The organism is Tumebacillus amylolyticus (genome assembly GCF_016722965.1).
GTDB classification, from domain to species: Bacteria; Bacillota; Bacilli; order Tumebacillales; family Tumebacillaceae; genus Tumebacillus; species Tumebacillus amylolyticus.
Map to the genome: position 1 here is coordinate 401,323 of NZ_JAEQNB010000004.1, position 22,889 is coordinate 424,211.

At 52.3% G+C, this 22,889-nt stretch carries 28 protein-coding genes; 23 read left to right on the forward strand and 5 right to left on the reverse strand.

Translation table 11 applies throughout. From position 1 onward, the window contains the following. Window positions 1-3 precede the first annotated feature (3 nt). The 14 genes from JJB07_RS14900 to JJB07_RS14965 all read left to right on the forward strand — a co-directional run bounded on the left by JJB07_RS14900 (window position 4) and on the right by JJB07_RS14965 (window position 8,450). Window positions 4-651, forward strand: a complete 648-nt coding sequence (locus JJB07_RS14900) for a LysM peptidoglycan-binding domain-containing protein (RefSeq protein WP_201636391.1) — start codon at window positions 4-6, stop codon at window positions 649-651. Then, the gene (locus JJB07_RS14905; RefSeq protein WP_201636392.1) at window positions 652-1,716 is read left to right on the forward strand and encodes a phage late control D family protein; all 1,065 of its coding nucleotides are present in this window, start codon (window positions 652-654) and stop codon (window positions 1,714-1,716) included. Beyond that, on the forward strand, window positions 1,717-1,926 hold the full coding sequence (locus JJB07_RS14910; RefSeq protein WP_201636393.1) for a DUF6484 domain-containing protein: 210 nt from the start codon (window positions 1,717-1,719) through the stop codon (window positions 1,924-1,926). After that, window positions 1,919-2,302 carry a contractile injection system sheath initiator gene (locus JJB07_RS14915; RefSeq protein ID WP_201636394.1) on the forward strand — a complete coding sequence of 128 codons (384 nt, stop codon included), beginning with the start codon at window positions 1,919-1,921 and terminating at the stop codon, window positions 2,300-2,302. The genes JJB07_RS14910 and JJB07_RS14915 overlap by 8 nt, the downstream gene beginning before the upstream one ends. After that, window positions 2,295-3,353, forward strand: a complete 1,059-nt coding sequence (locus JJB07_RS14920) for a baseplate J/gp47 family protein (RefSeq protein ID WP_201636395.1) — start codon at window positions 2,295-2,297, stop codon at window positions 3,351-3,353. Before JJB07_RS14915 ends, JJB07_RS14920 begins: the two co-directional genes overlap by 8 nt. An 11-nt stretch (window positions 3,354-3,364) precedes the next feature. After that, window positions 3,365-3,919 (forward strand): putative phage tail protein, encoded by a 555-nt coding sequence (locus tag JJB07_RS14925; protein WP_201636396.1) that lies wholly within the window; start codon window positions 3,365-3,367, stop codon window positions 3,917-3,919. 14 nt (window positions 3,920-3,933) lie between these two features. Continuing rightward, a complete protein-coding gene (locus JJB07_RS14930; protein ID WP_201636398.1) occupies window positions 3,934-4,719 on the forward strand; it encodes a hypothetical protein in 786 nt (261 codons plus the stop codon). 47 nt (window positions 4,720-4,766) lie between these two features. Next, on the forward strand, window positions 4,767-5,336 hold the full coding sequence (locus JJB07_RS14935; RefSeq protein ID WP_201636400.1) for a hypothetical protein: 570 nt from the start codon (window positions 4,767-4,769) through the stop codon (window positions 5,334-5,336). Beyond that, window positions 5,337-5,717 (forward strand): hypothetical protein, encoded by a 381-nt coding sequence (locus JJB07_RS14940; protein WP_201636402.1) that lies wholly within the window; start codon window positions 5,337-5,339, stop codon window positions 5,715-5,717. A gap of 24 nt (window positions 5,718-5,741) precedes the next feature. Next, window positions 5,742-6,239, forward strand: a complete 498-nt coding sequence (locus JJB07_RS14945; protein WP_488266382.1) for a DUF4376 domain-containing protein — start codon at window positions 5,742-5,744, stop codon at window positions 6,237-6,239. Between the two features lie 41 nt (window positions 6,240-6,280). After that, window positions 6,281-6,790: a C40 family peptidase gene (locus JJB07_RS14950; RefSeq protein WP_201636406.1), complete on the forward strand. Its 510-nt coding sequence runs from the start codon at window positions 6,281-6,283 to the stop codon at window positions 6,788-6,790. Between the two features lie 12 nt (window positions 6,791-6,802). Then, entirely contained in the window at window positions 6,803-7,024 is a 222-nt protein-coding gene (locus JJB07_RS14955) for a BhlA/UviB family holin-like peptide (RefSeq protein WP_201636408.1), read from the forward strand. A gap of 46 nt (window positions 7,025-7,070) precedes the next feature. Further along, window positions 7,071-7,937 (forward strand): N-acetylmuramoyl-L-alanine amidase family protein, encoded by an 867-nt coding sequence (locus JJB07_RS14960; protein ID WP_201636410.1) that lies wholly within the window; start codon window positions 7,071-7,073, stop codon window positions 7,935-7,937. 75 nt (window positions 7,938-8,012) lie between these two features. Continuing rightward, window positions 8,013-8,450 (forward strand): hypothetical protein, encoded by a 438-nt coding sequence (locus JJB07_RS14965; RefSeq protein WP_201636412.1) that lies wholly within the window; start codon window positions 8,013-8,015, stop codon window positions 8,448-8,450. 21 nt (window positions 8,451-8,471) lie between these two features. Here the strand turns inward: JJB07_RS14965 and JJB07_RS14970 are convergent, their stop codons facing one another. The 3 genes from JJB07_RS14970 to JJB07_RS14980 all read right to left on the reverse strand — a co-directional run bounded on the left by JJB07_RS14970 (window position 8,472) and on the right by JJB07_RS14980 (window position 12,556). Next, on the reverse strand, window positions 8,472-9,038 hold the full coding sequence (locus JJB07_RS14970; protein WP_201636414.1) for a hypothetical protein: 567 nt from the start codon (window positions 9,036-9,038) through the stop codon (window positions 8,472-8,474). 123 nt (window positions 9,039-9,161) lie between these two features. After that, window positions 9,162-11,420, reverse strand: coding sequence for a S8 family peptidase (locus JJB07_RS14975; protein ID WP_201636416.1), 2,259 nt, complete (start codon window positions 11,418-11,420; stop codon window positions 9,162-9,164). Window positions 11,421-11,425: 5 nt separating this feature from the next. Continuing rightward, window positions 11,426-12,556 carry an AAA family ATPase gene (locus tag JJB07_RS14980; RefSeq protein WP_201636418.1) on the reverse strand — a complete coding sequence of 377 codons (1,131 nt, stop codon included), beginning with the start codon at window positions 12,554-12,556 and terminating at the stop codon, window positions 11,426-11,428. A 741-nt stretch (window positions 12,557-13,297) separates the two neighbouring features. Here JJB07_RS14980 and JJB07_RS14985 point away from each other — a divergent pair. From JJB07_RS14985 to ndk, 8 genes are all read left to right on the forward strand, one after another. Further along, entirely contained in the window at window positions 13,298-14,194 is an 897-nt protein-coding gene (locus JJB07_RS14985) for a heptaprenyl diphosphate synthase component 1 (protein WP_201636420.1), read from the forward strand. Between the two features lie 14 nt (window positions 14,195-14,208). Further along, window positions 14,209-14,940, forward strand: a complete 732-nt coding sequence (locus JJB07_RS14990; RefSeq protein ID WP_201636423.1) for a demethylmenaquinone methyltransferase — start codon at window positions 14,209-14,211, stop codon at window positions 14,938-14,940. Between the two features lie 2 nt (window positions 14,941-14,942). Next, window positions 14,943-15,560, forward strand: a complete 618-nt coding sequence (locus tag JJB07_RS14995) for a UbiX family flavin prenyltransferase (protein ID WP_283809128.1) — start codon at window positions 14,943-14,945, stop codon at window positions 15,558-15,560. A gap of 23 nt (window positions 15,561-15,583) precedes the next feature. Next, window positions 15,584-16,747, forward strand: coding sequence for an aminofutalosine synthase MqnE (gene mqnE / locus JJB07_RS15000; RefSeq protein ID WP_201636425.1), 1,164 nt, complete (start codon window positions 15,584-15,586; stop codon window positions 16,745-16,747). A 1-nt stretch (window position 16,748) separates the two neighbouring features. Then, window positions 16,749-17,591, forward strand: coding sequence for a menaquinone biosynthetic enzyme MqnA/MqnD family protein (locus JJB07_RS15005; protein WP_201636427.1), 843 nt, complete (start codon window positions 16,749-16,751; stop codon window positions 17,589-17,591). Beyond that, window positions 17,588-18,682 (forward strand): cyclic dehypoxanthinyl futalosine synthase, encoded by a 1,095-nt coding sequence (mqnC, locus tag JJB07_RS15010; RefSeq protein ID WP_201636429.1) that lies wholly within the window; start codon window positions 17,588-17,590, stop codon window positions 18,680-18,682. The genes JJB07_RS15005 and mqnC overlap by 4 nt, the downstream gene beginning before the upstream one ends. Window positions 18,683-18,694: 12 nt before the next feature. Continuing rightward, window positions 18,695-19,660, forward strand: a complete 966-nt coding sequence (locus tag JJB07_RS15015; RefSeq protein WP_201636431.1) for a polyprenyl synthetase family protein — start codon at window positions 18,695-18,697, stop codon at window positions 19,658-19,660. Between the two features lie 120 nt (window positions 19,661-19,780). Beyond that, window positions 19,781-20,227 carry a nucleoside-diphosphate kinase gene (gene ndk, locus JJB07_RS15020; protein WP_201636433.1) on the forward strand — a complete coding sequence of 149 codons (447 nt, stop codon included), beginning with the start codon at window positions 19,781-19,783 and terminating at the stop codon, window positions 20,225-20,227. 70 nt (window positions 20,228-20,297) lie between these two features. On the opposite strand, the gene JJB07_RS15025 is transcribed toward ndk, so the two are convergent. Then, complete coding sequence (locus tag JJB07_RS15025) at window positions 20,298-21,206, reverse strand: patatin-like phospholipase family protein (protein WP_201636435.1); 909 nt, start codon at window positions 21,204-21,206, stop codon at window positions 20,298-20,300. 98 nt (window positions 21,207-21,304) lie between these two features. Here JJB07_RS15025 and JJB07_RS15030 point away from each other — a divergent pair, with 98 nt between their 5' ends. Continuing rightward, the gene (locus JJB07_RS15030) at window positions 21,305-22,078 is read left to right on the forward strand and encodes a CheR family methyltransferase (RefSeq protein WP_283809134.1); all 774 of its coding nucleotides are present in this window, start codon (window positions 21,305-21,307) and stop codon (window positions 22,076-22,078) included. 401 nt (window positions 22,079-22,479) lie between these two features. Here the strand turns inward: JJB07_RS15030 and JJB07_RS15035 are convergent, their stop codons facing one another. After that, window positions 22,480-22,830: a c-type cytochrome gene (locus tag JJB07_RS15035; RefSeq protein WP_201636439.1), complete on the reverse strand. Its 351-nt coding sequence runs from the start codon at window positions 22,828-22,830 to the stop codon at window positions 22,480-22,482. Between the last annotated feature and the right edge of the window lie 59 nt (window positions 22,831-22,889).

Below are 22,889 nucleotides of genomic sequence, written 5' to 3' on the forward strand. Positions count from 1 at the left end.
GCGTTGCATGATCTGATCATCGGCGGGTTCACCTTCCCGCTGTTACCAAAAGACTCGCTCGACTTCGACATGAGGCGCGAAATCGCGAAAATCAAGCCCGCCGGTGCTCCGACCGTGTACCAAGACATGGGCCTCGGAGAGAAGACCTTGGAGATCAACGGCGTATTTGACGGGGAAAATGCTTGGGCGACTTCTGAGGAGATCGAGCGGTTGATGTGGACGGGATCGGAGCACGATCTTGTCTACGGGTCCATTCGGAAGCGTGTCCGGGTGGAGTCATACAAGCCCAAATTGAAGCGGGACAACCGTGTCACGTACTCCTTGCACTTAATCATCTGCTTCCCCGAAGAAGAGTTCGACAACCTTTCCGGCACTGGTACCGCGACAACGGGTCCCGCCGCTTTAGCAGGTACCACCGCTGGAACTGCGAACGGTCAATCCTACACGATTAAGTCAGGCGACACCCTGTGGAATCTCGCTCAGGACAAATACGGCGACGGCTCCAAGTGGCATGTCATCGCAGACGCCAACGGGATTACCAACGAATACGCATTGGCCGTGGGTCAGGCGATCACAATTCCAAGTAGTTCCACCACAACTGCACCTGAGTACGCCGGAGAACTGCAGGACATCGCAAAGGAGGCCTCGTAGATGCGAGCACCACGCGCATGGGTCGAAGTCGACGGCAAGCCGATCCGCTGGCCGGACATCATCGACCTGCACGTGTCCCTAACCCTGTACATGGCGGCCGACACGTTCGAACTCACGCTACGAAATGACCAGCTGCTCTCCGACTGGCTCCGTAAAAACCAAGAGGTTCGGATTTGGTTGGGCTACTCGACCGATCCGAATCGTGTAATTAAGGCTGAACTCACTCACCTCTTCACGGGGAAGATCGACGCTGTGGAGCCCGATTTCTCTGACCAAATGACTGTGCGGATCGCAGGGCGTGACTACAGCTCTTTGCTACTCGACACGCAGTTCTCTGCGGCCTATGCAGAGCGCACGGGTAGTCAGTTGGCGGAGATGTTGTTCAAAAAGCATGGTCTTGAAGCCCGCGTCACCGCGACGTCAGACATCATTGAACGTGACGCTTACGACCGCAAGAAAGAATGGGAGCTTTTGCAGGCCGCAGCCGATCTGGAAGACTACGTCTGTTACGTGGATAAGGACAAGGTAGGGTATTTTGGTCCCCGTGACCTTGCCGACGACGAAGTGGTGGCGAACTACTACTACCGTCAGGGCATGCGTTCGAATGTTGGCTCGATCAAGTTCATGGACTCAGCACTCGATCTTTACAACAAGGTCACGGTCCGACACTACGTAAAAAAGAAACTGATCGAGGCGTCGGCCAAGGATGACAAGTTGGTGGCGGAGCTGGGCCAAGAAAAGGAACGGATCGTCTACTCTTCTAAGGCCAAGACACAGGCGAAGGCGCAGGAGATTGCCAACAATCTCCTACCGGAGTTGTCGAGGTACGTGATCACCGGCAAGATTGGGAGGGCTGTCGGGAATCCGGAGATTGGGTGCGAGAAGAAGGTTGCCCTGCACGGGTGCGGGCGGTTCGACGGAAACTATTACGTCGAACGGGTGGATCACCATTTGAGTAAGGCGGGATACACGAATGACCTCGACGTGACCAGCCTTCGCCCGGACGAGGCCCAGCAGTACCGTGATGATCTGTACACCGAAACCTCATGGGGGGCGGCGATGTAATTGAACAAAAATTTCCCGCAAAAAGGGATTCTCTCCACAGTACGGGGGAACACCGCAACGGTCATCATTCCCCTGATCGGATTTGAGACGGGTGCTGCTGAGTCTTGCATCCCACTCGACCCTGAGATGGAGGGACGAGAGTGTGTAGTGGCCTTCATGAACGGTGATATGAATCAGCCGGTGATCATGGGGGTGATTTTGGATGGCTGATCCTTTGTTTGACCTGCAATCCGAAGCCAACGGAGATCTTGCCGTGACCACCCAAGGTGACTTTGGACTCGCGACGGGTGAGGATAGCTTAAATGCAGACTTGAAACGGCGCTTCGGCACTCCTGTCGGGGCGCTTTTCTATGACCTCAACTACGGCAACCCGATGCTTGCTAGGCTTTCTCAGCCGACCTCACAGGGGTTTGAGGCGGCATGCGCACAAGATGCCCGCGCATGCGTAATGGCCGACCCGCGGGTAGTGGATGCCAGTGCGTCTGTGACGGTGGACCGGGAGAGTCGGAGTGTGTTCTGTCGCGTGGAATATAGGGACAGCAGCGGAGGCTCGGGGAGTTTGGAGGAGGTGAAGGTACTTGTTTAAAACGTATCAGCAAATTCTCGCGGAGCTTCTGGCCGCTCTGCAAACCAACACGAACATCACGGATGTTCAGCCTGGGTCACTTGCTTACACGTTGATGGCTGTGGTGGCACGAGCACTGCGCGGTGTCTGGTTCATGCTAGAGCAAATGACAAAGCTGTTTTTCGTGTCCAGCTCATCTGGTTCTTTCCTCGAGCGCCGCTGCAACGAGCGCGGGGTATTCCGGAAGATCGGCACACCTGCATCTGGCGAGGTGTTGTTCACGAGATCATCACCATCGCCGATCGGTATAACTCTCAAGCAGGGGACGTTGCTTGCGACGATGGACGGAAAAATTGAGTTCGTTGTTCTGCAAGACGTGCCTCTGCCGCAAGGATGGGCAAGTGTCGTTGCGCCGGTCACGTGCATCTCCATTGGGAGGGCAGGGAATCTCGCGGCAGGCACGCCGCTCCAAGTTGTTGGGATCACAGTTATGGGCGTTCAAAATGTAACAGTTGGCGATGGGGGGTTGACTGGTGGCGTTGATACGGAGTCCGACGAGGATCTCCGGGCGAGATACTTGTTTGTCATACGGAACCCGCAAAACGGAGGCACTGCGGCAGATTACTTGGTTTGGGCAATGGAAGTACAAGGCGTTGTCCACGCAATCCCGCTTCCGCTGAATCGTGGGCCCGGAACGGTCGACGTCGTGGTGTCTGATGGATCGATTCCGTCTGACGAGCTTGTACAGACAGTGACCGATCACATCGAGACAAAACGCCCAGTGGGAGCAGACGTACTCGTGCTCAAACCTGTAGCACATTCCATCGACATCGCAGCGACCGTTACTGCTTCGACGGGCTACACCATAGACGCGCTCGATATTTCCGTTAAGCAAGCCATCACAAATTATCTTGGCTCTATACCGATTGGCGGCGTCATCCGTGTGGCCGGCATATATCAAGCAGCTATGGCTGTGCCGGGAGTTCTGGACTTCACTTTGTTGTCTCCGGTTTCAAACATCCAATTAGAAAGTACGGAGATGGCTACGGTCGGCGCTTTGGCCGTGGCATAGGAGGACATCCTATGAGTTTCTTCGATCAGATCAAACGAATGCTCCCCCGATCGTTCCTGAACGACTCGATGCGAAATATGAAGGGGATCTACCAATCGATCGCATTGCAGGTCGATGACTTGGATGGCGCGATCCTCGACGGACAGAAGCAGCTTTTCATCGACTCAGCAACGTGGGCCCTGCCGATTTATGAAGCAGAATTTGCAATCAAGCTGGTAGACCAGTCCAACGAAGTAGCACGCCGGAACAATGTCATGGCGATGTCTCGGGGCGGTCTTGGTGCGACTCCGGCATCGATCACGAACGTGCTGAAGTCTTACGGATATTCCACACGAATCCTCGAAGACTTCTCAGGCTACACGGTGACCATTCAGTTCAACGATTTTCGTGGTGTGCCTCCAAACCTTGGCGATCTGCAAACGCTGATGACTCGCTTCATCCCGGCGCACTTGCAACTCAAGTGGTCGTTCATCTACACCCAACATCGCGAGCTTCGATCATTCACGCATGCCCAGATGAAGTCGATGACCCATGATCAGCTTCGAACTCAACTCCCAACACCTTAGGAAGGCGGTGAAGTATGGCGACGAACACGTCTAACTACGGGCTGACCAAGCCCGGCCAGAACGACAACTACGATATCGAAATCCAGAATGGCAACATGGACAAAATCGATGCTCAGCTTTTCGCGAACGCACAAGCTGCGAATTCAGCTCAACAAACTGCAAACCAAGCGACGGCGGCAAGCTCAGCCACTGATACGATCATCGGGAATCGTACTGCTGACCCGTCCAAATCTCCGTCTGGACTGACTGGATCGCTGACGAATTGGCTTTCATGGATAGTCAACCGGATCAAGGCGATCACCGGCACCACGAACTGGTTCGACGCACCGCCGACAACGCTGGTGGCGGCGAACACCCATATGAATGACAACAACAACCCTCACGGCGTCACTGCGGAACAAGTCGGGGCGATTCCGGAGTCTCAGCGCGGGGCCGCGGATGGAGTTGCTACCCTTGACGGCGACGGGCTTATTCCGACGGGTCAGTTGCCGGCACCATCGGATTTCGGCGCTCTTCCGGCCGGGATTAGCAATCGGAACGTGCGAATTGACGCCGCGTATGAGTTGAGTTCTGATACGCGCTCTACGGCGGTGACAAACGGCACGAACGGACTGCCAACCACCGTTACCGTGACTGATCCGACAAGCGGAAACGCAACGGTCGCAACTAGCGCCATCACTTACGGAACGAATGGCTTGCCTACGAAGATCACTACAACTGCGGGCGCTCATTCTCGCGCGGTAACAATCAACTATGGCACAAACGGTTTGTTCTCTGGGACAACTCCAACCTTCTCTTAAAGGAGCGTGTGAACATGTCAGAAGTAGTAATAGTTGCAGGAGGAAGCATGGTCCCTCTCGGCTCCGACTACGCGGGGACACCGACGTTCCGCCCCAACAAGGTAGACGCGAGCGGTCTGCAACATATGGCCCTCGACCAAGACAACACAACCGGCACCGCGGCGTCGGGCGTTGTTATGCAATCGGGCGGCTCCGGTAAATTCGGTTGGTTGTCGAGCATCTATTCGTCGCTGGTATCGCTCGGAACGACCATGTCAAATGTGTACTCTGCGTTGACCAACGGCACCCAGAAGACGCAGATCACGTCCACACCTTCCCCGCAAGTGATGACGGCAACGCCATCGACTAAGCAGATCGGCATAGTGGCAAGCGCCGCTGCTGTTGCCTTGCGTGTTGGTGCCAGTGACCTCGCGAATCGTAAAACGATCATGATTCGGAATGTGTCGCCGCTCGGAGGTGCGGTGCTTTACGTGGGAGGCTCTGGGGTCTTAGATACCACGGGTTGGCCCATTTACCCGGGAGAGTTGTTCACTCTCGATCAGAACCCAGCAAACACCGCGACGATATACGGGTACTCAACCGGAGTTTGCACAGTTGCAGTCATGGAGGTGGCATAAATGAGCGCCTTCGGAACTTCGGTGAAGCAACCGCGCGGATTTCGCTCGGGGACATTCAATACGACATCGACCAGTTACGTGACCGCCCTGAGCATTAGCGGCGCAGGTCGATTGGCTTTCCTGTACGGAAGTACATCCCAATACAATTACATGCGAGTCCGGATCACGATCGACGGAGTTGTTGTGATCAACGATGCATACGTTTCCGGGGATAGTTCTAATTCAGGGGCATACCTCGCGCCAGATGGTGTCTTTCAGTACAACTCGACCTCTCGCCCGTATGTCCCTCTTGATATCCAGTTTAAACAGTCGCTTTTGATCGAAGTATACAGCGCCAGTTCGTCGTATAACTGTTTCGCTAAATTCGGTTGGGAAGCGTAAAGGAGGGCGAAAAACTTGGAAATCGTGTACCTCAATCCGGCAACGAGAGAGCCGGACGAGAACGGAGTTGCTTTCGAACGGACTGTGACGGAGGCCGGCGCAGTTGTTCTGATCCCGGTCACTACGCCGCCACCCCCGCCGTCGTTGGAAGACATCAAGGGTGCGAAGATTGCGGAACTGAATGCCGCGTGCAATACCGGAATCCTCGCGGGCTTCCGGTCCTCCGCACTCGGCGAACCCCACTCCTACGATTTTGACGCGGAAGCTCAGTCGAATCTCACGGGCATGCTTTCGGTTATGAACGCCGATCCGACAATTGTCGAAACGATCTGGAAGACCACAGATGTCGGACCGTTGCCGCACACCCGCGAGCAGTTCGTGACATTGTGCCGTGATGGGCTCGACCACAAAAACAAACTCATCGCCCGATACTGGGCGATCAAGGCTTCGGTTGAGGCGGCGACGAGCGAGGAGGAGGTGCTTGCAATCCAGTGGGAGGCAGGAAACGGGCAGGGCGCTTGATTTGACCTGTGATACGCTGGCAAGAGGGAAGGAGGGAGTTTATGGAGGAGCTTTTAGAGCCCGGAGACATCCTGCTCGTGCGTGGCAAAGAATTGCACCGCCGACGGCGAGAGTGGTTCCGCTTGCTGATCTCGACCACGATCGCCAAACTGACAAAGAGCGAGTACACACACGCTGCCATGTATATCGGGCGAGACATGATCGTGGACGTCGACGTAAGGCAGCTGGTGATGCAACGACCGCTCGCGGATCTGGACTGTTATGACGTATACCGCGTGGCCGGAGCCACAGACGAGGATCGCCAACTGGCGGTCTATTTTTGTCTCAGCCAACGCAAGAGGAAATACGACTATGGAGCTGTTGTGGCGATCGCACTTCAGCGGCTGACCGGACGAGCCATTGCAGGCCCGGAAGAAGATCCGCGCAAGTGGTTCTGCAGTGAGTTGGTGGCGCGGGCGTTGCGACTGTCGTGCTCGCCGTGGCTGGTGACACCCGGTGATCTGGCAAAAGAGCAAGGGGTAGTAAAAGTAGAACCACAAAAGGCGGCGTAGGGAGGGGTAAGGGTGGAGCAAGAGATCATCAAATTTGCTATTGGGCAAGGGATTTTCTGCGTCCTTTTCGTGTGGTTGTTCATGCGCACGACAAAACGTAACGAGGAGCGCGAGGATAAACTGATGGCGCACAACGACGGATACCAAAAAGTACTTGGAGAAATCAGCTCCGCAGTGTCAGAGATGCGCCACGATATCAACCGAATTGAAGACCGACTGAACGAACGGGCCTAGCGAGTGAGACGCTGGGCCTTACTTATTTCCAAGGAGGATGATTTTCATGACCAAATTGATTTGCCTCGACCCCGGCCACGGAGGTTACGATCCGGGCGCGGTACACGGCGACGCTCGCGAGAAAGACATCACCCTGCACATCGGGCTTCAACTCCGCGACTTGCTCCGGCGAGTTGGCTTTGGCGTCATTATGACCCGCGAGACTGACTCAGCTCCGGGCGGTAAGACGGAAGTCAACGCCGACTTGAACGAGCGCTGCCGAATCGCGAACGCGGCCAAGGTTGATGTGTTCCTCTCGATTCATGTCAACGCCGGCGGCGGGCACGGTGCTGAGATTTATGCCAATGGCAACGGCGGCCCGATTGCTCCGTTGGCGAAGGGGATCATCACGAACGTCTCGACCGTCTGCGGTACGCACGGACAGGCAGTGCGCGACGGCGGTCACAACGGGGAAGGGTGGCGCGTGATCGTCGGTACCGATATGGACGCGATGCTCGTTGAGATCGGCTTCATCGACACCGACGACCTGAGTAAGATTCAGACGCACATCGACGAGTTCGCGCCGCTGATCGCCAGCGCGATCTGTACCTTCTACGGTGTCTCGTTCCCGGAGGCAGCCGCACCGGCGCAGAAGATGCCCCTGAACGCTGCTGCTGTCCAGACGGTGATCAACGAACTTGGCATGCTCACCAAGACCGCCAGCGACGCCGTAGACATCGCGTACAACTACGCCGCCAACTCTCTTCGTCGGGCGTTGCAAATGCCGATTACGGATGATCTGGGCAAACCCGACAAAGCCTCTGCGGACCTCGTCGCCAATTCGATCTTGGGCGACCACTGGAAAGCCGCATACGACCAAGACATCCGGGACTGCTACCACGTTGCCGCCGATGCGCTCCGGACTCTGCTGTAGCACCTCGCTCCAAATCAACCTCATCTCGCGCCGCTGGCATCCGTGCTGGCGGCCACAAACGAAAGGATGATCCAAATGACGACCAACGATTTGCACACCTACATCGCCTCTGTGCTGGGCTTTGCGACCGCCGTCGCGCCGTTCGCTTACTGGGTGGTGAAGACGATCAATCACAGCAAGACCAACCCGGACGCGCAGACCGCGATCCACGAAGCTCAGGCAGCCGTCGCACCGGACATCACCTTCACCGAACGCTGGGCTCACATTCAGGAGACTGTGGTGCATGCCATTGCCTACCTTAAACTCGAAGTCGGTGAACTCCCGGAAGAGCTGCGTGAACAGTTCGTCGACTACATCGAGAAGAAGACGGGGCACCGCATCACGATCGCGGAGCTGGAGCGCGTGATCTCGACTGTGACGTTTGCGGCAAATGAAGCGAAGGAGCACGTCGATCTGCAAGCGATCAAGGCGTTGCTGGATGATCTCGTGCAGAAGGAAAAGACCCCAGCCTAGTGGCTGGGGTCTTTATTACATCTAATCTCTATGGGCCACTGATGTAGCGGCAACTTCTGCCTCAGCCAAAGACTTGTCATTTGAAGCTTCGTCATAATCGCTCTCGAGAATTTCTTCGATCAACTTAATCAAAAGCTTTCCCTTAGATTTTTTGAATGAAACTTTTTGGTGAGTGATACCACCTAGAACTATAATGACGATACCAGCTAAGCCCATAATGAACTGTCCCGCAATCAAAATAGCTGGGAATGTTACGTTAGGATCCATGTTGTGCGGAGTTGAATCTTGCATCCACTTGAACATCAAGCCGATGAAGATCACAGTAAAAGCCAATGCCATGGAGTTACCCATTTGTACAACACCAGCATTGAAAGTTGACCAGTCTTCATAATCTGCTTCTAGTACCCTAAGGTAATTTGTAAGTGTGCTTCGGTTGAATTTTTTCAATTCAGAACGGAACTTCTCCACTAACTCGATGGAATTGAAAGCTTGCAGGTCTTTTTTTGTGAGTTTTTTTAATACTATCTTTCCAGCAATGTTCCTAGGGAATACTAGGTCACGGCCATAATACAAATGCTTGATATTCAATTGTACATCTCTCCTTATGGATCGCATTCAATGTAATTGTTCTTTTACTACGATTAATTTCCCTTCTGCATAGAGAATATTAATACAAAAAAGACCCCTGCCTAATGGCTAGGGTCTTATTAGTTATCCCTCGTTTCTTAGTCGAACTGTGGTTGTTATGTCTCTATAAATGAATCTTTGGGTCAATTGCTTAGAAATATCGTTGTAAACCGGCTTCTCTCCTTTGGGATCTCGAATTGTTATAATTAATGCAAAATCTTGAGGTTGGGGTACCTCTTCACTTCTTGATTGCAAAGATAGTCTGAGTTTCCACTGGTTCGAATCAATACCCTTTGAAAACTTCCGTGAATAGACCTTAATAGGTGACCACTTGTACCCGTTTTCAACGAGTTCTTTCTCAAGGATTCCGCTTTTTTCTATTGGCACTTCGCTCTTAAATCCTTTTGGCTTCTCAGTACCGAAACTCACTTCGATGTTAGTTCTACAGTACTCGAAATCATACCTTGCGTCCAGGCGAGGATTATATACCAATGTCATAGTGATTTCCCCTGTGCATTTACCATTTTCGATTAAGCAATCAGGGAAAGGAAAGTCGGAAATATCTATATGAGTGGTTGGATAGATAGTTCCTTCAAAAATTAATGTGGAAGATGAAGCCGAACCAGTCAAAATCTTCTCAATGGATGCGGGTTTACCAAAACCAACATACTTGCGGTATTCACCTTCAGGACGGGATCCAGTCTTTGGGTCTGTTGCTGAATGAATTAGCAGAGCCTTTGCTAGATTACTACTTGGTTCCGAATCAAGGTAATGGAACAGTTTAGCCAACAAAGCAGCAACTTTTGGAGTCGAGAAACTTGTACCAACATCTTGAGTTAAAATACCGTTTTCGTCAAATGAGTTTATGCCCACCGGAATAACGCGGGGTACAGGGTGCTTTTTATAAGTTCCTCCAAAATCAACAAGATCTGGTTTTATAGTGTAATTCGGACCAAAGCCAATGCGTGTAAAGGGAGAGGGTTCAAAATTTGCAGTCATATTAGTGTCAAGATGGGAGATCGACCCGACGGTGATTGCACGTAGAGAGTCTGCAGGGGCAGTGATCCTGTCCTTGTACACATCCTGCTGATTTGGTGGCCAATTTCGGTGAGGTAGTACTTCGTAGTTTCCTGTAGAAACTACAAAAATTACATTATTCTCGTCCTGAAGTTGATCAAAACTCACTGCTAAGTCACTATAGGACTGCTCTTCACAGAAGGCGTCTTTGAAACCTAATGACATATTCCAAACTTTTACCCTGTCACTATACTTAGGGACTACCTCTTGAAGAATGAGGACAAGGTTTTCTTCTTCAAGGAAGCCGACATCACCATAGCTAGGATCGGAATTCGGTATTACAGAGATATCAACTATTTTTACGCCATCGTATGGTGAATCGGTACCGTCCAATTTATCACCGTACGCTATAATTCCGCCAACGAAACTGCCGTGTGAACAATTTTTTTCACTCGGAATAACGTATTCTTCAGTTTTATCAACCCATGGAGCCAATTTATCAGATTGAGAGATTCCAGTGTCAATAACACCAACGTAGGGATACTCTTTTTGTGTGTCCGGCCAAAAGACAGGGAAAATCATTTGGGAGGTTGAGGCAGTATCGAGTTGTGTGGATTGGACATTAGTCACACTAAGCGTTTGGAAATAAGATAGCGAGCGAAGCGCTCCAAAATCAGCGAACTCTTCAAGTACATCAAGATTTGGAAAACTCACCTTTAAAATATCCAAATTTTTTGCGTACTGTATTTTGCTATGAAACTCACCGCTGAAATTCGAAATTCTGTTGATTAAGGCGGTGTAACTGTCCAGGTTTGTGTTGTGGTTTAAAAAATCGAATACTCTTAGCTTTATATACTTCTTCCTAAGTTCCCTTATCCGTTTATAAACCTCGTTACTAAGTACATCAAATAAATCATAGGCCTGAAAATCTTGGAGAGTAGAGATATTAGCTTTCGTAATTTTCGCATCGGATGAAAGTATTTTTCTGCTCAGTGCATTCAACCCGTCACGAGTAACTTCAACTAAAAGTTCATCTGATTTCCCAACCCCTATAATCGGGCATGTACTTGTGCTAAACAAACTAGTAGGGCGATGAGACTTTGCAATCGCCTCTTGTTTCAGTCTGACTTTTGCAACCGAAGGTACGTTAGGATTTGCCGCAAATCGCTGCTCGAAACGCGAACGAATATCACTAACTTTACCTGCAAAAGCCTCACGGAGATCTCGAGTAACTTCACCAAATACCTTAGCTGGGCCTCCGTTACCTTGATTACTTTTAATATCCTCAGGACGTAAACTGATGTGCTTTATCAAAAATTCGTTCATTCATATCACTGCTCCTTATTGTTGCAGATTCTGTAAACCGTCGCCTTGGATGAACCAGTCAATTCCGCAATAACTGAGTAAGTAAAAATTTTTGGATCTAAATTTCTCAGGAAATCTACCCTATCCTCTAAATTGTAGTTCGACAGATCTTTTCTACGTGCTAGTGTATCTAATGAGTACACCGTGCTAAAGAAGAATTCAGTAACTTCAGAGGCTGATTTTATTTCCCTATCATTAATTATAGCTTCTCTTCTAGCATTAATACAGATTTCTTTTATCGCAGCACCTGAAAGTTCTCTAAATATCGATGCTAGTAAATTGACTTCTTTTTCATTTAGTTCTTTGAGTGTTTCAGAAATAATTGTGTACCTAGAACGGTAGTCCGGTTTCTCCATGTGTATTTTAAGTGAAAACCTGCGCCAAATCGCAGGATCAAGAAGTCCTTCATGGTTTGTAGCCGCAACAAGAATGCTTCCGTTATCTAAAGAGTCGATATTTTGCAGAAGACTATTTACAACTCTTTTTAGCTCACCTAATTCATTAGCATCATCCCGATGTTTAGCAACTGCATCAAATTCATCGAAGAAAAGGATACATTGATTATTTTTTGCATACTCAAAATAGTTTCGAATATTTTTAGCTGTATTACCTAAGAATGAGGAAATCAAACTATCAAGTCTTGCGATCACTATCGGGAGTCCTAATGCCTTTGATAAATTTTTAGCCAGAAGGGTCTTTCCGCAACCAGGAGCTCCATACAATAGCATGGTGTTGGGGGGAGTAATGCCTTCCACAATTAGTTTATCCCTTTTCTGGTAGAGCGTTATGAACCTATCAACGTATTCTTGAACAGAAACATTTAAAACGATGGTTTCATTAATCTCATCGGGCAAAATGATTTCCCCAAGCTGTAGGCGAGACTCTTGATCAAACGGTAACTTTGTGGACGCGGTACTCGCATGCATCAAAACACCTGGAGTATTGGATTCAAGAAGTTGTATTATTTTATTTGCGAGTTTCTCATTACCATTTTTCGATAGCTTATCAACAAGTAATCTTGAATATCCAATTACTTTTTGGTTGTCAAGCTTCAAGGAGAATTCAATTATTTTTAATAGTTCAAACGAGTTTTCCACGGAAATACCACACCTTTCTAGTTTCTATAATACCGAAAAATATACCGTAATAACAAGGAAAAATTAAGGTATTACGAAAAAAATGACGATATTTTGGAACAAAGGTAATGCTTTTTGAAACGACAAGACCGTGTCAAGTTATGTGTCCTATTTTCTAATGATCTCTGAACTAGAAAACCCACTGACCACAGAGATGTGGAGCAAGGTGGTTTGCGCTTGTGCTGCCGCGTGCAGTTCCTGAAGCAGACGGAGAAGGGGAACTTGCGGATCGCGACGTTCCGCGGCGTTCTGTTTGGCTGGCAGCCGGAGGTTTGAATTGCGTAGAATAGCCACCCAGTAAATTTGATGGGTGGCTTTCTCTAATTCTCTTGATCGAGAATCCGAATTTTTCTTTGTGAGCACTGGAAAATTGAAAAGGCCACCCGCTGCCGGATGACCTTTGTGCCCGCACCAATCAGACGGGCTTTTCTTGAGAGATTTTTGCGAACAAAAATGCTAACGTAATTGCTAACCAAACAGGGAATGCTAACATGAACGCTAACATAACCTACTTAGAAAAAACTGTTTTAGATGATCTAGGCGGTTCTAACCACCCGAAAAACCCAAAGAAAATAAGGAAGAATTATTTTAGGTGGTGCAGGATGGGAGTGTAATGTTATACTAATTCCGACGAAACAGTTTTGCTACAGATGTGTCGTTTTTTCTATGTGTGGGAGTCCGTCCTAGTAGGAGTTGGAAATGGTGCAAGTACAACATAGAACCGATCTGCAACTTGAAACAGAACGGGAAGTCCGGACGAAGATCTATCAGGAGATGGAACACCCCTATCTGTCGCGTTGGATGCAAGCGCCGGTTCTTGAGTCGTTGCAGTTGATCCTCGCAACGGCTATGGCGCGTGCGACCTCTCTGTCTGTCGCGGAGCGCGATGCGATCGTCGCGACGCTGATGCTGATCTATCACGGGTTGGCCGTTCATGATGAGATTGAGGAGTACTCGGCCCGCGAGGACGAGCGCTACCGTCAACTCGGCGTGTTGGCAGGGGTTTTCTATTCGAGTAAATACTACCGTCTGTTGGCGGATGCGGGGCGGGTCGATTTGGTCGGCACGTTCGCACAGGCCATTCAGGCGATCAATGAGGCCAAGGCAGAACTCGAGCGTGACAAGCTCGACTTCACGATGACGCCGGGCCGTTGGATGGAGTTGCAAGAGACGATTCACGGAGCTCTGCTGCACACGCTGCGCAGAACGTTCGTGGGAGGCCTTGCACATTGGGAGGATATCGTCACTCATTTGGTTCGTGCCACGATTCTGTCGAAAGCGTGGCAGCAAGCACCGAAGCTGCCGGTCACCCGCACGTTGGCGAACTTGACGCTCTGGCAACAAGCAAGCGGCGAGGAACGCAAATGGTGGAAGCAACTGGTCGCGGGCAAAGTGCAGGACCACAACAAACTCGTGTCCCTCCATGTGAAATATGGCACATCTTCAACTCTCTTCCAGCAAGCAGAGGATGAGATCGGGACGGTGGAACACGCAGTTTTGTTGGCCGATACGCCCGAACTCTTGGAGGAGTTGCGCGTGGTGTTCGACCAACTCACGGAAGTTCAACCGATCGCACGACGCCTCGGCGAGGAAGCGTAAGGAGCGCAGCAACTATGGATAAAGCAAACTTTCAAAGCAAGGAAGAGAAAGTCCATTACGTGTTTGAACATATCGCCAAGCGTTATGACTTGATGAACTCCGTGCTTTCCGGCGGGTTCCATAAGCGCTGGCGCAAAGTCACCATGCAAAAAATGAACGTCCAACCCGGCCAGTCTGCCATCGATGTCTGTTCGGGCACCGGCGACTGGGCGGTTTCTTTGGCGCAAGCGGTCGGACCGACGGGCAAGGTAGTAGGTCTCGACTTTTCGCAGGAGATGCTGCGCTATTCGTATCCGAAGATCGAAGCGGCGGGCGTGCAGAAGCAAACTTCGATGATTCACGGCAACGCGATGGACTTGCCCTATGAGGACGACACGTTCCATTTCGCGACCAACGGGTTTGCGTTGCGCAACGTGCCGGATGTCCGCACGGTTCTCGCCGAGATGAAGCGCGTGGTCAAGCCGGGCGGTCTCGTCGTTTCGCTGGAGTTGAACAAGCCGGTCTGGAAACCTTTCCGGGCTTTGTACTTTTTCTATTTTTACAAGATTTTGCCAATGATTGGCAACTTGGCATCCCGAGATGGCATTTCCTATTCGTGGTTGCCTGAATCGCTGACCAACTTTCCGGATCAGCAAGCTTTGAAAAAAATCTTCGAAGACGTCGGTCTTGTGGACGTGCAAGTGACGAACTTCTTCGGCGGGATCTGCGCTCTGCACATCGGACGCAAGCCCCAAGAGCAAGAATAGATTTGGCATCTAAAAAGGAATATGTCGTCGGGATGACGGGTGCGTCGGGGGCGGTCTATGCGATTCGCCTCGTGCAAGAACTTTGCAAAAACGACGCGCACCGCGTCCACCTCGTGCTGACAGACGCCGTCTACCAAGTGTTTAACTTGGAGATGGGCTGGCCTGTCCCGCACGGGGATCGGGAGTCGATTCCGAACTGGTTTGACATACCGGAGTCGGCGGATCTGCACGTCCATGCGCCGCGCGACTACGGAGCGCCGATTGCCAGCGGCTCGCATTTGACCGAAGGGATGATCGTCATCCCGTGCTCGATGGGCACGTTGTCGGCGATTGCGAGCGGGGCGTCCGACAATCTGTTGGAACGGGCGGCCGATACGCATCTCAAAGAGGGTCGACCGTTGATCCTCGTGCCGCGCGAGACGCCTTTTAACAAAATCCATCTGAAAAATATGCTCGCCTGCGCCGAAGCCGGCGCCCGAATCGTTCCGGCGATGCCGGGGTTCTACCACCGTCCGCAGACGATGGAAGACTTGATCGATTTCGTGGTCGGCAAAGCGCTGGACGCTTTGCACGTTGAGCATTCGCTGTTCCGCCGTTGGGGCGATCGCGAGCAGGAGTAAGTTGGGGGAGGAGAGAGGTTTTTATGGAAATCATCGGTGCGAACCACCCATTGGCCGACATCTGGGCCAAAGTACAACGCGAAGAACGACTGACGTTTGACGACGGGGTGCGCCTCATGAATTCGAACGACCTGGCGTCGCTCGGATACATGGCGAACTTTGTGCGTGAGAAGAAACACGGAGATAAAACCTTCTTCAACACCAACCGTCACATCAACCCGACGAACATCTGCCAGACTCTGTGCGACTTCTGCGCATTCGGCGTCCGTATGAAGGACCCGAACGCGTACACGATGACGATCGAGGAAATCGAGCATCGCATCGACATGATTACCCCGGATGCGACCGAGGTACACATCGTCGGTGGGAACAACCCGTCGCTCAAGCTGGATTATTATGAAAACATCCTGCGTTTGGTCAAGCAAAAACGCCCGGAACTGCACGTGAAAGCGTTCACCGGCGTTGAGATCGACCATTTCACCCGCGTGAACAAATTGAGCGTCGGGGAAGTGCTTGACCGTTTGATCGATGCAGGTCTTGACTCCATGCCGGGCGGTGGCGCGGAGATTTTTGCCGAGGAGCCGCGCTCGATCATCTGCGACCACAAGACCACGGCGGAACGCTGGTTGGAAGTGCATGAGTACGTTCACAACCGCGGGTTGCGCACGAACTGCACGATGCTCTACAACCATGTGGAGAGCACCGAAGACCGTGTGGACCATATGATGCGTCTGCGCGATCTGCAAGATCGTACCGGCGGGTTCCAAACGTTCATCCCGCTCTCTTGGCACCCGGACAACACCGTCCTGATCGAGAAGTACCCGCATCTGGGCTGGTCGACCGGCTTTGACGATCTGCGTGTTGTCGCAGTGGCACGCCTGTTCCTCGACAACATCGACCATATCAAGACCTATTGGATGCAAGTCGGGGATGCCGTTGCACAGACCGCGCTCTGGTACGGTGCGGACGATCTCGACGGCAACGTGGTGGAGGAAAAAATCTACCATGCAGCCGGTTCCAAAAACTCGCAAGGCATGACCAAGCTCGATCTGGTCAAATTGATCCGTGAAGCGGGCCGTCAACCGGTCGAGCGCGACACCCTGTACAACGTTGTGAACACGGAGTTCCCGGATACGTCGGTTGAGATCAACTCGCAAAACGACGTCGAAGAACTGACGGTGCTCTAATATGGGCGAGATCGGCACCGACCTCCTGCGCATCGGGCAGATCAAGTTCACCAATGCGCTTCCGATCTGCCATTTCATCGACCGCAGTTCCCCTCATCATACGTTTTTGCCGGGCGCGCCTTCTGAGCTGAATGCTTGGTTGGCAGACGGTACGATTGATGCGGGGTTGGTTTCCTCGTTTGCCTACGCGCAGTTGGCGGATGACTTCGTCGCGTTGCGCGGTCTTTCCGTGTCATCGCGGGGTCCCGTCGGTTCGATTTTTCTGTTCAGCAAGCGGCCGCTTGAGGAATTGAGCGGGAGTACGGTGTCGCTGACTTCACACTCGGCGTCGAGTGTGAATCTGTTGCGCATCTTACTCGGGGAAATCGGCGTGCAGGACGTGAACTATGTCACGGAGGAACCTCATCTGCACGAGATGTTAAAAAGCGCAGATGCGGCGTTGCTGATCGCCGACCATGCGTTGCGTGAGTCGGTGCTTGATCACGGGTTGTACATGTACGATCTCGGAGAGGAATGGCACAACCGCACCGGACATTCGATGACGTTTGCGGTGTGTGCCGTTCCGAAGCGTTTGGTGAAGGAACACCCGGACAAAGCGCGCGCCATCCAGAAGTTGTTCTTGGAAGGCAAGCGCAAGGGAACCGCCGACATGGAGTCGGTGATTGAGGCTGCGATTGAAATGATGGGCCAGACGAAGGATTTCTGGCGCGATTACTTTGGCAAGTTAATACACGATTTGGATGATGAGTTGGCGGTGGGTGCCAATGCGTACTTTGACGCAGCCTACCGTCATGGACTCTTGGCCAAACCGGTCAAGCTTGAATTGTGGGGTGACGAATCATGAGTTTTGTAAACACGAAAACCACGAAGTTGGATGAAGTGTTGGATAAAGCGTTGCAAGGCGAACGTCTGACCTTGGAAGACGGTCTGGTGTTGTACGACAGCCATGATCTGGTCAAACTCGGGTGGGTTGCGAACGAGATTCGCAAGAAGCACAACCCGGAGAATATGGCGACGTTCGTCATCAACCGCAACATCAACTACACCAACGTCTGTGATACGTATTGCCGCTTCTGCGCGTTCTATCGCGGAGAGAAGTCTCCGGATGCGTACTTGCTGTCGGACGAAGTGATTTTTGACAAGATCCAAGAGCTGGTTGACTTGGGCGGCACCGAAGTGCTGATGCAGGGCGGCACCCATCCGGGTCTGCCGTTCACGTACTACACCGACTTGCTGCGCAAGATCAAGCAAAAGTTCCCGAAGATCACCATGCACTCGTTCTCGGCTGCCGAGATCTGGAAGATGGTTGAAGTTTCGAACGGGCTGTCGCTTGAGCAAGTCATGCGCGAATTGCAAGCGGCGGGTCTGGACTCGCTGCCGGGCGGCGGCGCCGAGATTCTCGACGACCGTACCCGTCTGCGCATCTCGAAGCTCAAAGAGTCTTGGACGAAGTGGATGGACGTTCACGATGTCGCACAGCGAATCGGCATGAACACCACCGCGACGATGGTCATCGGCTTCGGGGAAACCTACGAAGAGCGCATCATGCACTTCCTGCGCGTTCGTGACCAGCAAGACAAAACCGGGAAGTTCACGGCGTTCATCTCGTGGACCTACCAGCCGGACAACACGGCGCTCAAGGGCACCCGTGCCACGGCGGTGGAGTACCTCAAGAACACCGCGATCTCGCGGATACTGATCGACAACATCAAGAACTTCCAAGCCTCCTGGGTCACGATGGGTCCGAAGATCGGGCAGTTGGCGTTGGAATACGGTTGCAACGACATGGGTTCGACGATGCTCGAAGAGAACGTCGTGTCGGCAGCCGGTGCTCACAACCGCATGAACACGAAGCAACTGATCGACGTCATCCAAGACGCAGGTCGAGTGGCCGCGCAACGTGATACGCAGTACAACATTCTGAACGTTTTCTAAGGTGGATTTTTGATGAAGTTGATGGACATCTATTTTTCGCTCAAATCGGATATTGACGTGGTGGAGCGTCGGTTGCACGATGAGGTTCACACGTCGCAGCGCAACCTCAAAAAAGCTTCCACCCATCTGCTGAAAGCAGGGGGGAAGCGCATTCGACCCATTTTTGTGCTTCTCGCCGGCAAATTTGGGAATTATGATGTCGATCGACTGGCGAAGGTCGCAGCCGCGCTCGAGTTGATTCATATGGCGTCCCTCGTTCACGATGATGTCATCGACGATGCTGCGTTGCGGCGCGGGAACCCGACCGTGAAATCCGAGTGGGGCAACCGGATGGCGATGTACGCGGGCGATTTCATTTTCGCCCGATCTCTGGTCTTGTTGTCGGAACTGCCAAACGTACAAGTCCATCAACTGCTTTCGAAGTCGATTGTCAGCATGTGTGAAGGCGAGATTGAACAGATTCGCGATTTCTACAACGTGGATCAGAACTTGCGCACGTACTTGCGCCGCATCAAGCGCAAGACGGCGCTCCTGCTGTCCGTTTCCACAACCCTCGGGGCGATGGTGGCGGACTGCAAGCGGGAGACCGTTCATGCACTGGAGCGGTTCGGCTATTACGCCGGAATGGCGTTCCAGATCATCGACGACATCCTCGACTTGACCGCTACGTCCAAGAAGCTCGGCAAACCGGTCGGCAACGACCTGCGCCAAGGCAACTTGACGTTGCCGGTGCTGTACGCGTTGCAACACGCGCCGGAGCGCGACGTGTTGCGTGCGAACATCCACCGCGACATGACGGAGGCCCAAGCCCTGGAATCGATCTCCATCGTGCGTGCGTCCGGCGGGTTGGAATACGCCCATCGGATGGCAGATCGCTACATGGAAAAGTGTCTGGAAGCGTTGGAGTTGCTCCCGAAGATCGAAGCAACCCGCCAGTTGACGGCGATTGCACACTTTATCAACGAACGCGACCACTAAGGGTGGTCGCGTTTTTTTACAGTGCGTGACTTGCTTCTGGAGGGCTCCCTTGGTAAAATGGACAAGGATTGTCACAGCGACAAGCACAAAGTGATACATAACGAAGGAGTGTTTAACCCAATGGCAGTTGAAAGAACTTTCCTCATGGTAAAACCGGACGGCGTACAACGCGGTCTCATCGGTGAAATCGTTTCCCGTTTCGAGAAAAAAGGCTTCAAACTTCTCAACGCGAAACTGATCCAAGTTTCCGAAGAACTCGCGAAGTCCCACTACGCTGAGCTCTCCGACAAGCCGTTCTTCGGCGAACTGACCGGTTTCATCACTTCCTCCCCGGTATTTGGCATGGTATGGGAAGGCGAAGGCGTCATCGCAACCGCTCGTGCGATGATGGGCGCTACCAACCCGGCAAGCGCTGCTCCGGGCACCATCCGCAACGACTACGCGATCTCCGTTGGCATGAACATCATCCACGGTTCCGACTCCCCGGAAAACGCAGAGCGCGAAATCGGCCTGTGGTTCGGCGGCGAAACCCTCTCCTACGACAAAGCGATCAACAAGTGGATCTAATCCACCATGCTTGAGAAAAGAGCCTGTATCCGCACACTGCGGGTACAGGCTTTTTTTGCCTACAGGGGTCTTAGCTCTGCAAATACTCCCGCAGTTTCGGCAACGCCTCGCGTGTGGCATCCCGTCCGGCTTGGATGCAGTATTCGATCTTGTCAAACGACGTCCAGCCCACGTCCGTGATGGCGGGAGAGATTGCAAACAATTTGTCATCTTGCAGTTGCATCGCCGTCAACTCCGACACGAGAATGTCCCAACTGCGCATGAACACGTCGAAAAAAGTCCGCACCGTGCCGTGACTCATCTCGGAGCGCAGCAGGTCGACGACGATCACGCGGTCACAGCCGGCCTGAAACAGCAGATCGGCGGGGATGTTCGTGCGAATCGCGCCGTCGATCAAGATGCGGTCGTTGATCTTGCGCGGTGTGAAGACGCCCGGCATCGAGCAGGAGGCACGCACACAGGCCGCCTTGAACTGGGGGTCGGACTTCATCTCATGGAACACGGTCGAGGACACGGCGTATTCGGAGCGGGGGAGATAGCCGTCGGTGAACACGACCGCTTCGGTGGTGTAGAGATCGACGGTCGTGACGAGCAGGGGGATTGGTTTGTGCGTCGGGGCGAGCGTGTAGAGCTGGCTGAGATAGCGTTCAAAATTGGTGCCGCGGATGAAGCCGTTGGGCACGAGGCGCGCGAGGTCTTTGTACCAACCGAAGAGATAGAGAGGCAGGACGCCGACAAAGCGCAACGCCCCCCAAGCGTTCGTGGACCAGTCGACGAGCTTGCGGCCGGGGAAGGAGGTCGCGATCATCTGCAGGGTGTGTGGAGACAGCCCGTGGGCGTACAGAGACGCGATGATCGAGCCGGCGCTGGACCCTGCGATCATGTCCGGCTTGATGCCCGCTTCGTGCAAAACGTCCAGCACGCCGATGTGGGCGGCTCCGCGCAGGGTGCCGCCGCTCAGTGCAAGACCTATTTTCATGTCATGATCAGCTCCTAAGCAGGAAATTCGACAAACAGGGCGAATAAATTGGTCGATGACGCCTGTTGGAAGAGCAAGGGGGAAAATGAATGGCTGTGCTGGACGATTTCGATCTCTTTATGGAGAACATCTACAAATACACGAACATCGACCTCACGAAATACAAACGGCCGCAGATGCAGCGACGCCTGACTGCGTTGCGGGACAAGCAAGGGTTCAAGGATTTCAAGTCCTATTTTGAAGCCCTGCAGAAAGATCAGAACTTGTTCCACGAATTCCTCGACCGTATGACGATCAACGTCTCGGAGTTTTTCCGCAATCCGAACCGCTGGGAAGTCGTGGAGAAACGCCTCATCCCGGACGTACTGAAGAAACAGAAGAAGATCAAAGTGTGGAGTGCCGCCTGCTCAACCGGTGAAGAACCGTACACGCTGGTCATGATCTTGAACCAGTTCCTGCCCTTCCACGACATCAAAGTCATGGCAAGCGACATCGACGAAGGGGCGATCACCCGCGCCAAGAAGGGTGTCTACCACCAACGATCGTTGCAATTTGTACCCCCGGCCTATGTCAACAAGTATTTCAAGCCTCTTGACAACCAACAGTACGCCATCTCAGATGAGGTCAAGAAATGCGTGACGTTCAAGCGCCACAACTTGTTGGAAGAGCCGTTTGACAACGACTTCGACCTGATTGTATGCCGCAACGTGATCATCTACTTCACCGAACAGGCCAAAGACTTGCTGTATACGAAGTTTTCGAACGCCTTGAAGCCGGGCGGCGTGTTGTTTGTCGGCTCTACGGAGCAGATCTTCAACCCGCAGTCGTTCCGCTTTACGACGTACGATACATTTTTCTACCAACGTGTGTAACACAAGAGGGACAACTGTCCTAGGAGAAAAAGCCACCTGTTGTCGAAACGGGTGGCTTTTTTGTTTATGCCCATGCGAATTACCTATTTACTTTTGGGTACATTCCGTCTAGAATAAGAAATGGAGCGGGGGATTAAGTAACTGATCAAACTCGATTGGGACATATTAATACCCACCGCCCATAGAGACAGAACCCCATACATAAAATCGGGGTCGGGAGGCTTTTCCACAAAATATTGTAAGCCGTCGCTACGTACTCGACTCTACAAACCAACATACCCGAAGAAAAGAGGCGATCCCCCGCGGATCGTCTCTTTTCCCATGAAGCAGGACAATAAAAAAAGGATTCTTGCAAACGAGGTTTGCAGGAATCCTTTTTCCCTGTGCGTATGGTGGTACACTTACTTCGCTTCGCTGAGGGAAGCGATGTATTTTGCAACAGCTTCGACCTCTTTGTCGGACTTGAGGCCGCCGCCACCCATCGGAGGCATTTTGCCGTTGACGCCATCATGGATGACTTGCGCGATGGTTTCTTCGGTCAGCAGTGCGCCGCGTTCATGCAGGTTCGGACCGACGCTGCCGGTGAGGTCCTTGCCGTGGCAAGATGCGCAGTTTTGAGCGGCAAGTTTCTTGCCGTCGATCGTTACTTCTTCCTTCGGATGAACGACGGTCTCCGAGTAGGCAGCGAAGCCGCTGAATGCAACGCCCAGAACGAACAGGCTGAGGACGATGATGATACCACGAAAACTCATTGCTCACACTCCTTCCTATCTGTACTCAACCATTTTACCATGTCGAATGAAAAAACCGT

Coding starts and splice junctions, on each gene's coding strand:
- JJB07_RS14940 (WP_201636402.1), top strand. CDS start 5,337: ATGAGCGCCTTCGGAACTTCGGTGAAGCAACCGCGCGGATTTCGCTCG.
- JJB07_RS14935 (WP_201636400.1), top strand. CDS start 4,767: ATGGTCCCTCTCGGCTCCGACTACGCGGGGACACCGACGTTCCGCCCC.
- JJB07_RS14925 (WP_201636396.1), top strand. CDS start 3,365: ATGAGTTTCTTCGATCAGATCAAACGAATGCTCCCCCGATCGTTCCTG.
- JJB07_RS15035 (WP_201636439.1), bottom strand. CDS start 22,830: ATGAGTTTTCGTGGTATCATCATCGTCCTCAGCCTGTTCGTTCTGGGC.
- JJB07_RS14930 (WP_201636398.1), top strand. CDS start 3,934: ATGGCGACGAACACGTCTAACTACGGGCTGACCAAGCCCGGCCAGAAC.
- JJB07_RS15025 (WP_201636435.1), bottom strand. CDS start 21,206: ATGAAAATAGGTCTTGCACTGAGCGGCGGCACCCTGCGCGGAGCCGCC.
- mqnE (WP_201636425.1), top strand. CDS start 15,584: ATGGAAATCATCGGTGCGAACCACCCATTGGCCGACATCTGGGCCAAA.
- JJB07_RS14905 (WP_201636392.1), top strand. CDS start 652: ATGCGAGCACCACGCGCATGGGTCGAAGTCGACGGCAAGCCGATCCGC.
- JJB07_RS14950 (WP_201636406.1), top strand. CDS start 6,281: ATGGAGGAGCTTTTAGAGCCCGGAGACATCCTGCTCGTGCGTGGCAAA.
- mqnC (WP_201636429.1), top strand. CDS start 17,588: ATGAGTTTTGTAAACACGAAAACCACGAAGTTGGATGAAGTGTTGGAT.
- JJB07_RS15015 (WP_201636431.1), top strand. CDS start 18,695: ATGAAGTTGATGGACATCTATTTTTCGCTCAAATCGGATATTGACGTG.
- JJB07_RS14960 (WP_201636410.1), top strand. CDS start 7,071: ATGACCAAATTGATTTGCCTCGACCCCGGCCACGGAGGTTACGATCCG.
- JJB07_RS15005 (WP_201636427.1), top strand. CDS start 16,749: ATGGGCGAGATCGGCACCGACCTCCTGCGCATCGGGCAGATCAAGTTC.
- JJB07_RS14965 (WP_201636412.1), top strand. CDS start 8,013: ATGACGACCAACGATTTGCACACCTACATCGCCTCTGTGCTGGGCTTT.
- ndk (WP_201636433.1), top strand. CDS start 19,781: ATGGCAGTTGAAAGAACTTTCCTCATGGTAAAACCGGACGGCGTACAA.
- JJB07_RS14975 (WP_201636416.1), bottom strand. CDS start 11,420: ATGAACGAATTTTTGATAAAGCACATCAGTTTACGTCCTGAGGATATT.
- JJB07_RS14915 (WP_201636394.1), top strand. CDS start 1,919: ATGGCTGATCCTTTGTTTGACCTGCAATCCGAAGCCAACGGAGATCTT.
- JJB07_RS14990 (WP_201636423.1), top strand. CDS start 14,209: ATGGATAAAGCAAACTTTCAAAGCAAGGAAGAGAAAGTCCATTACGTG.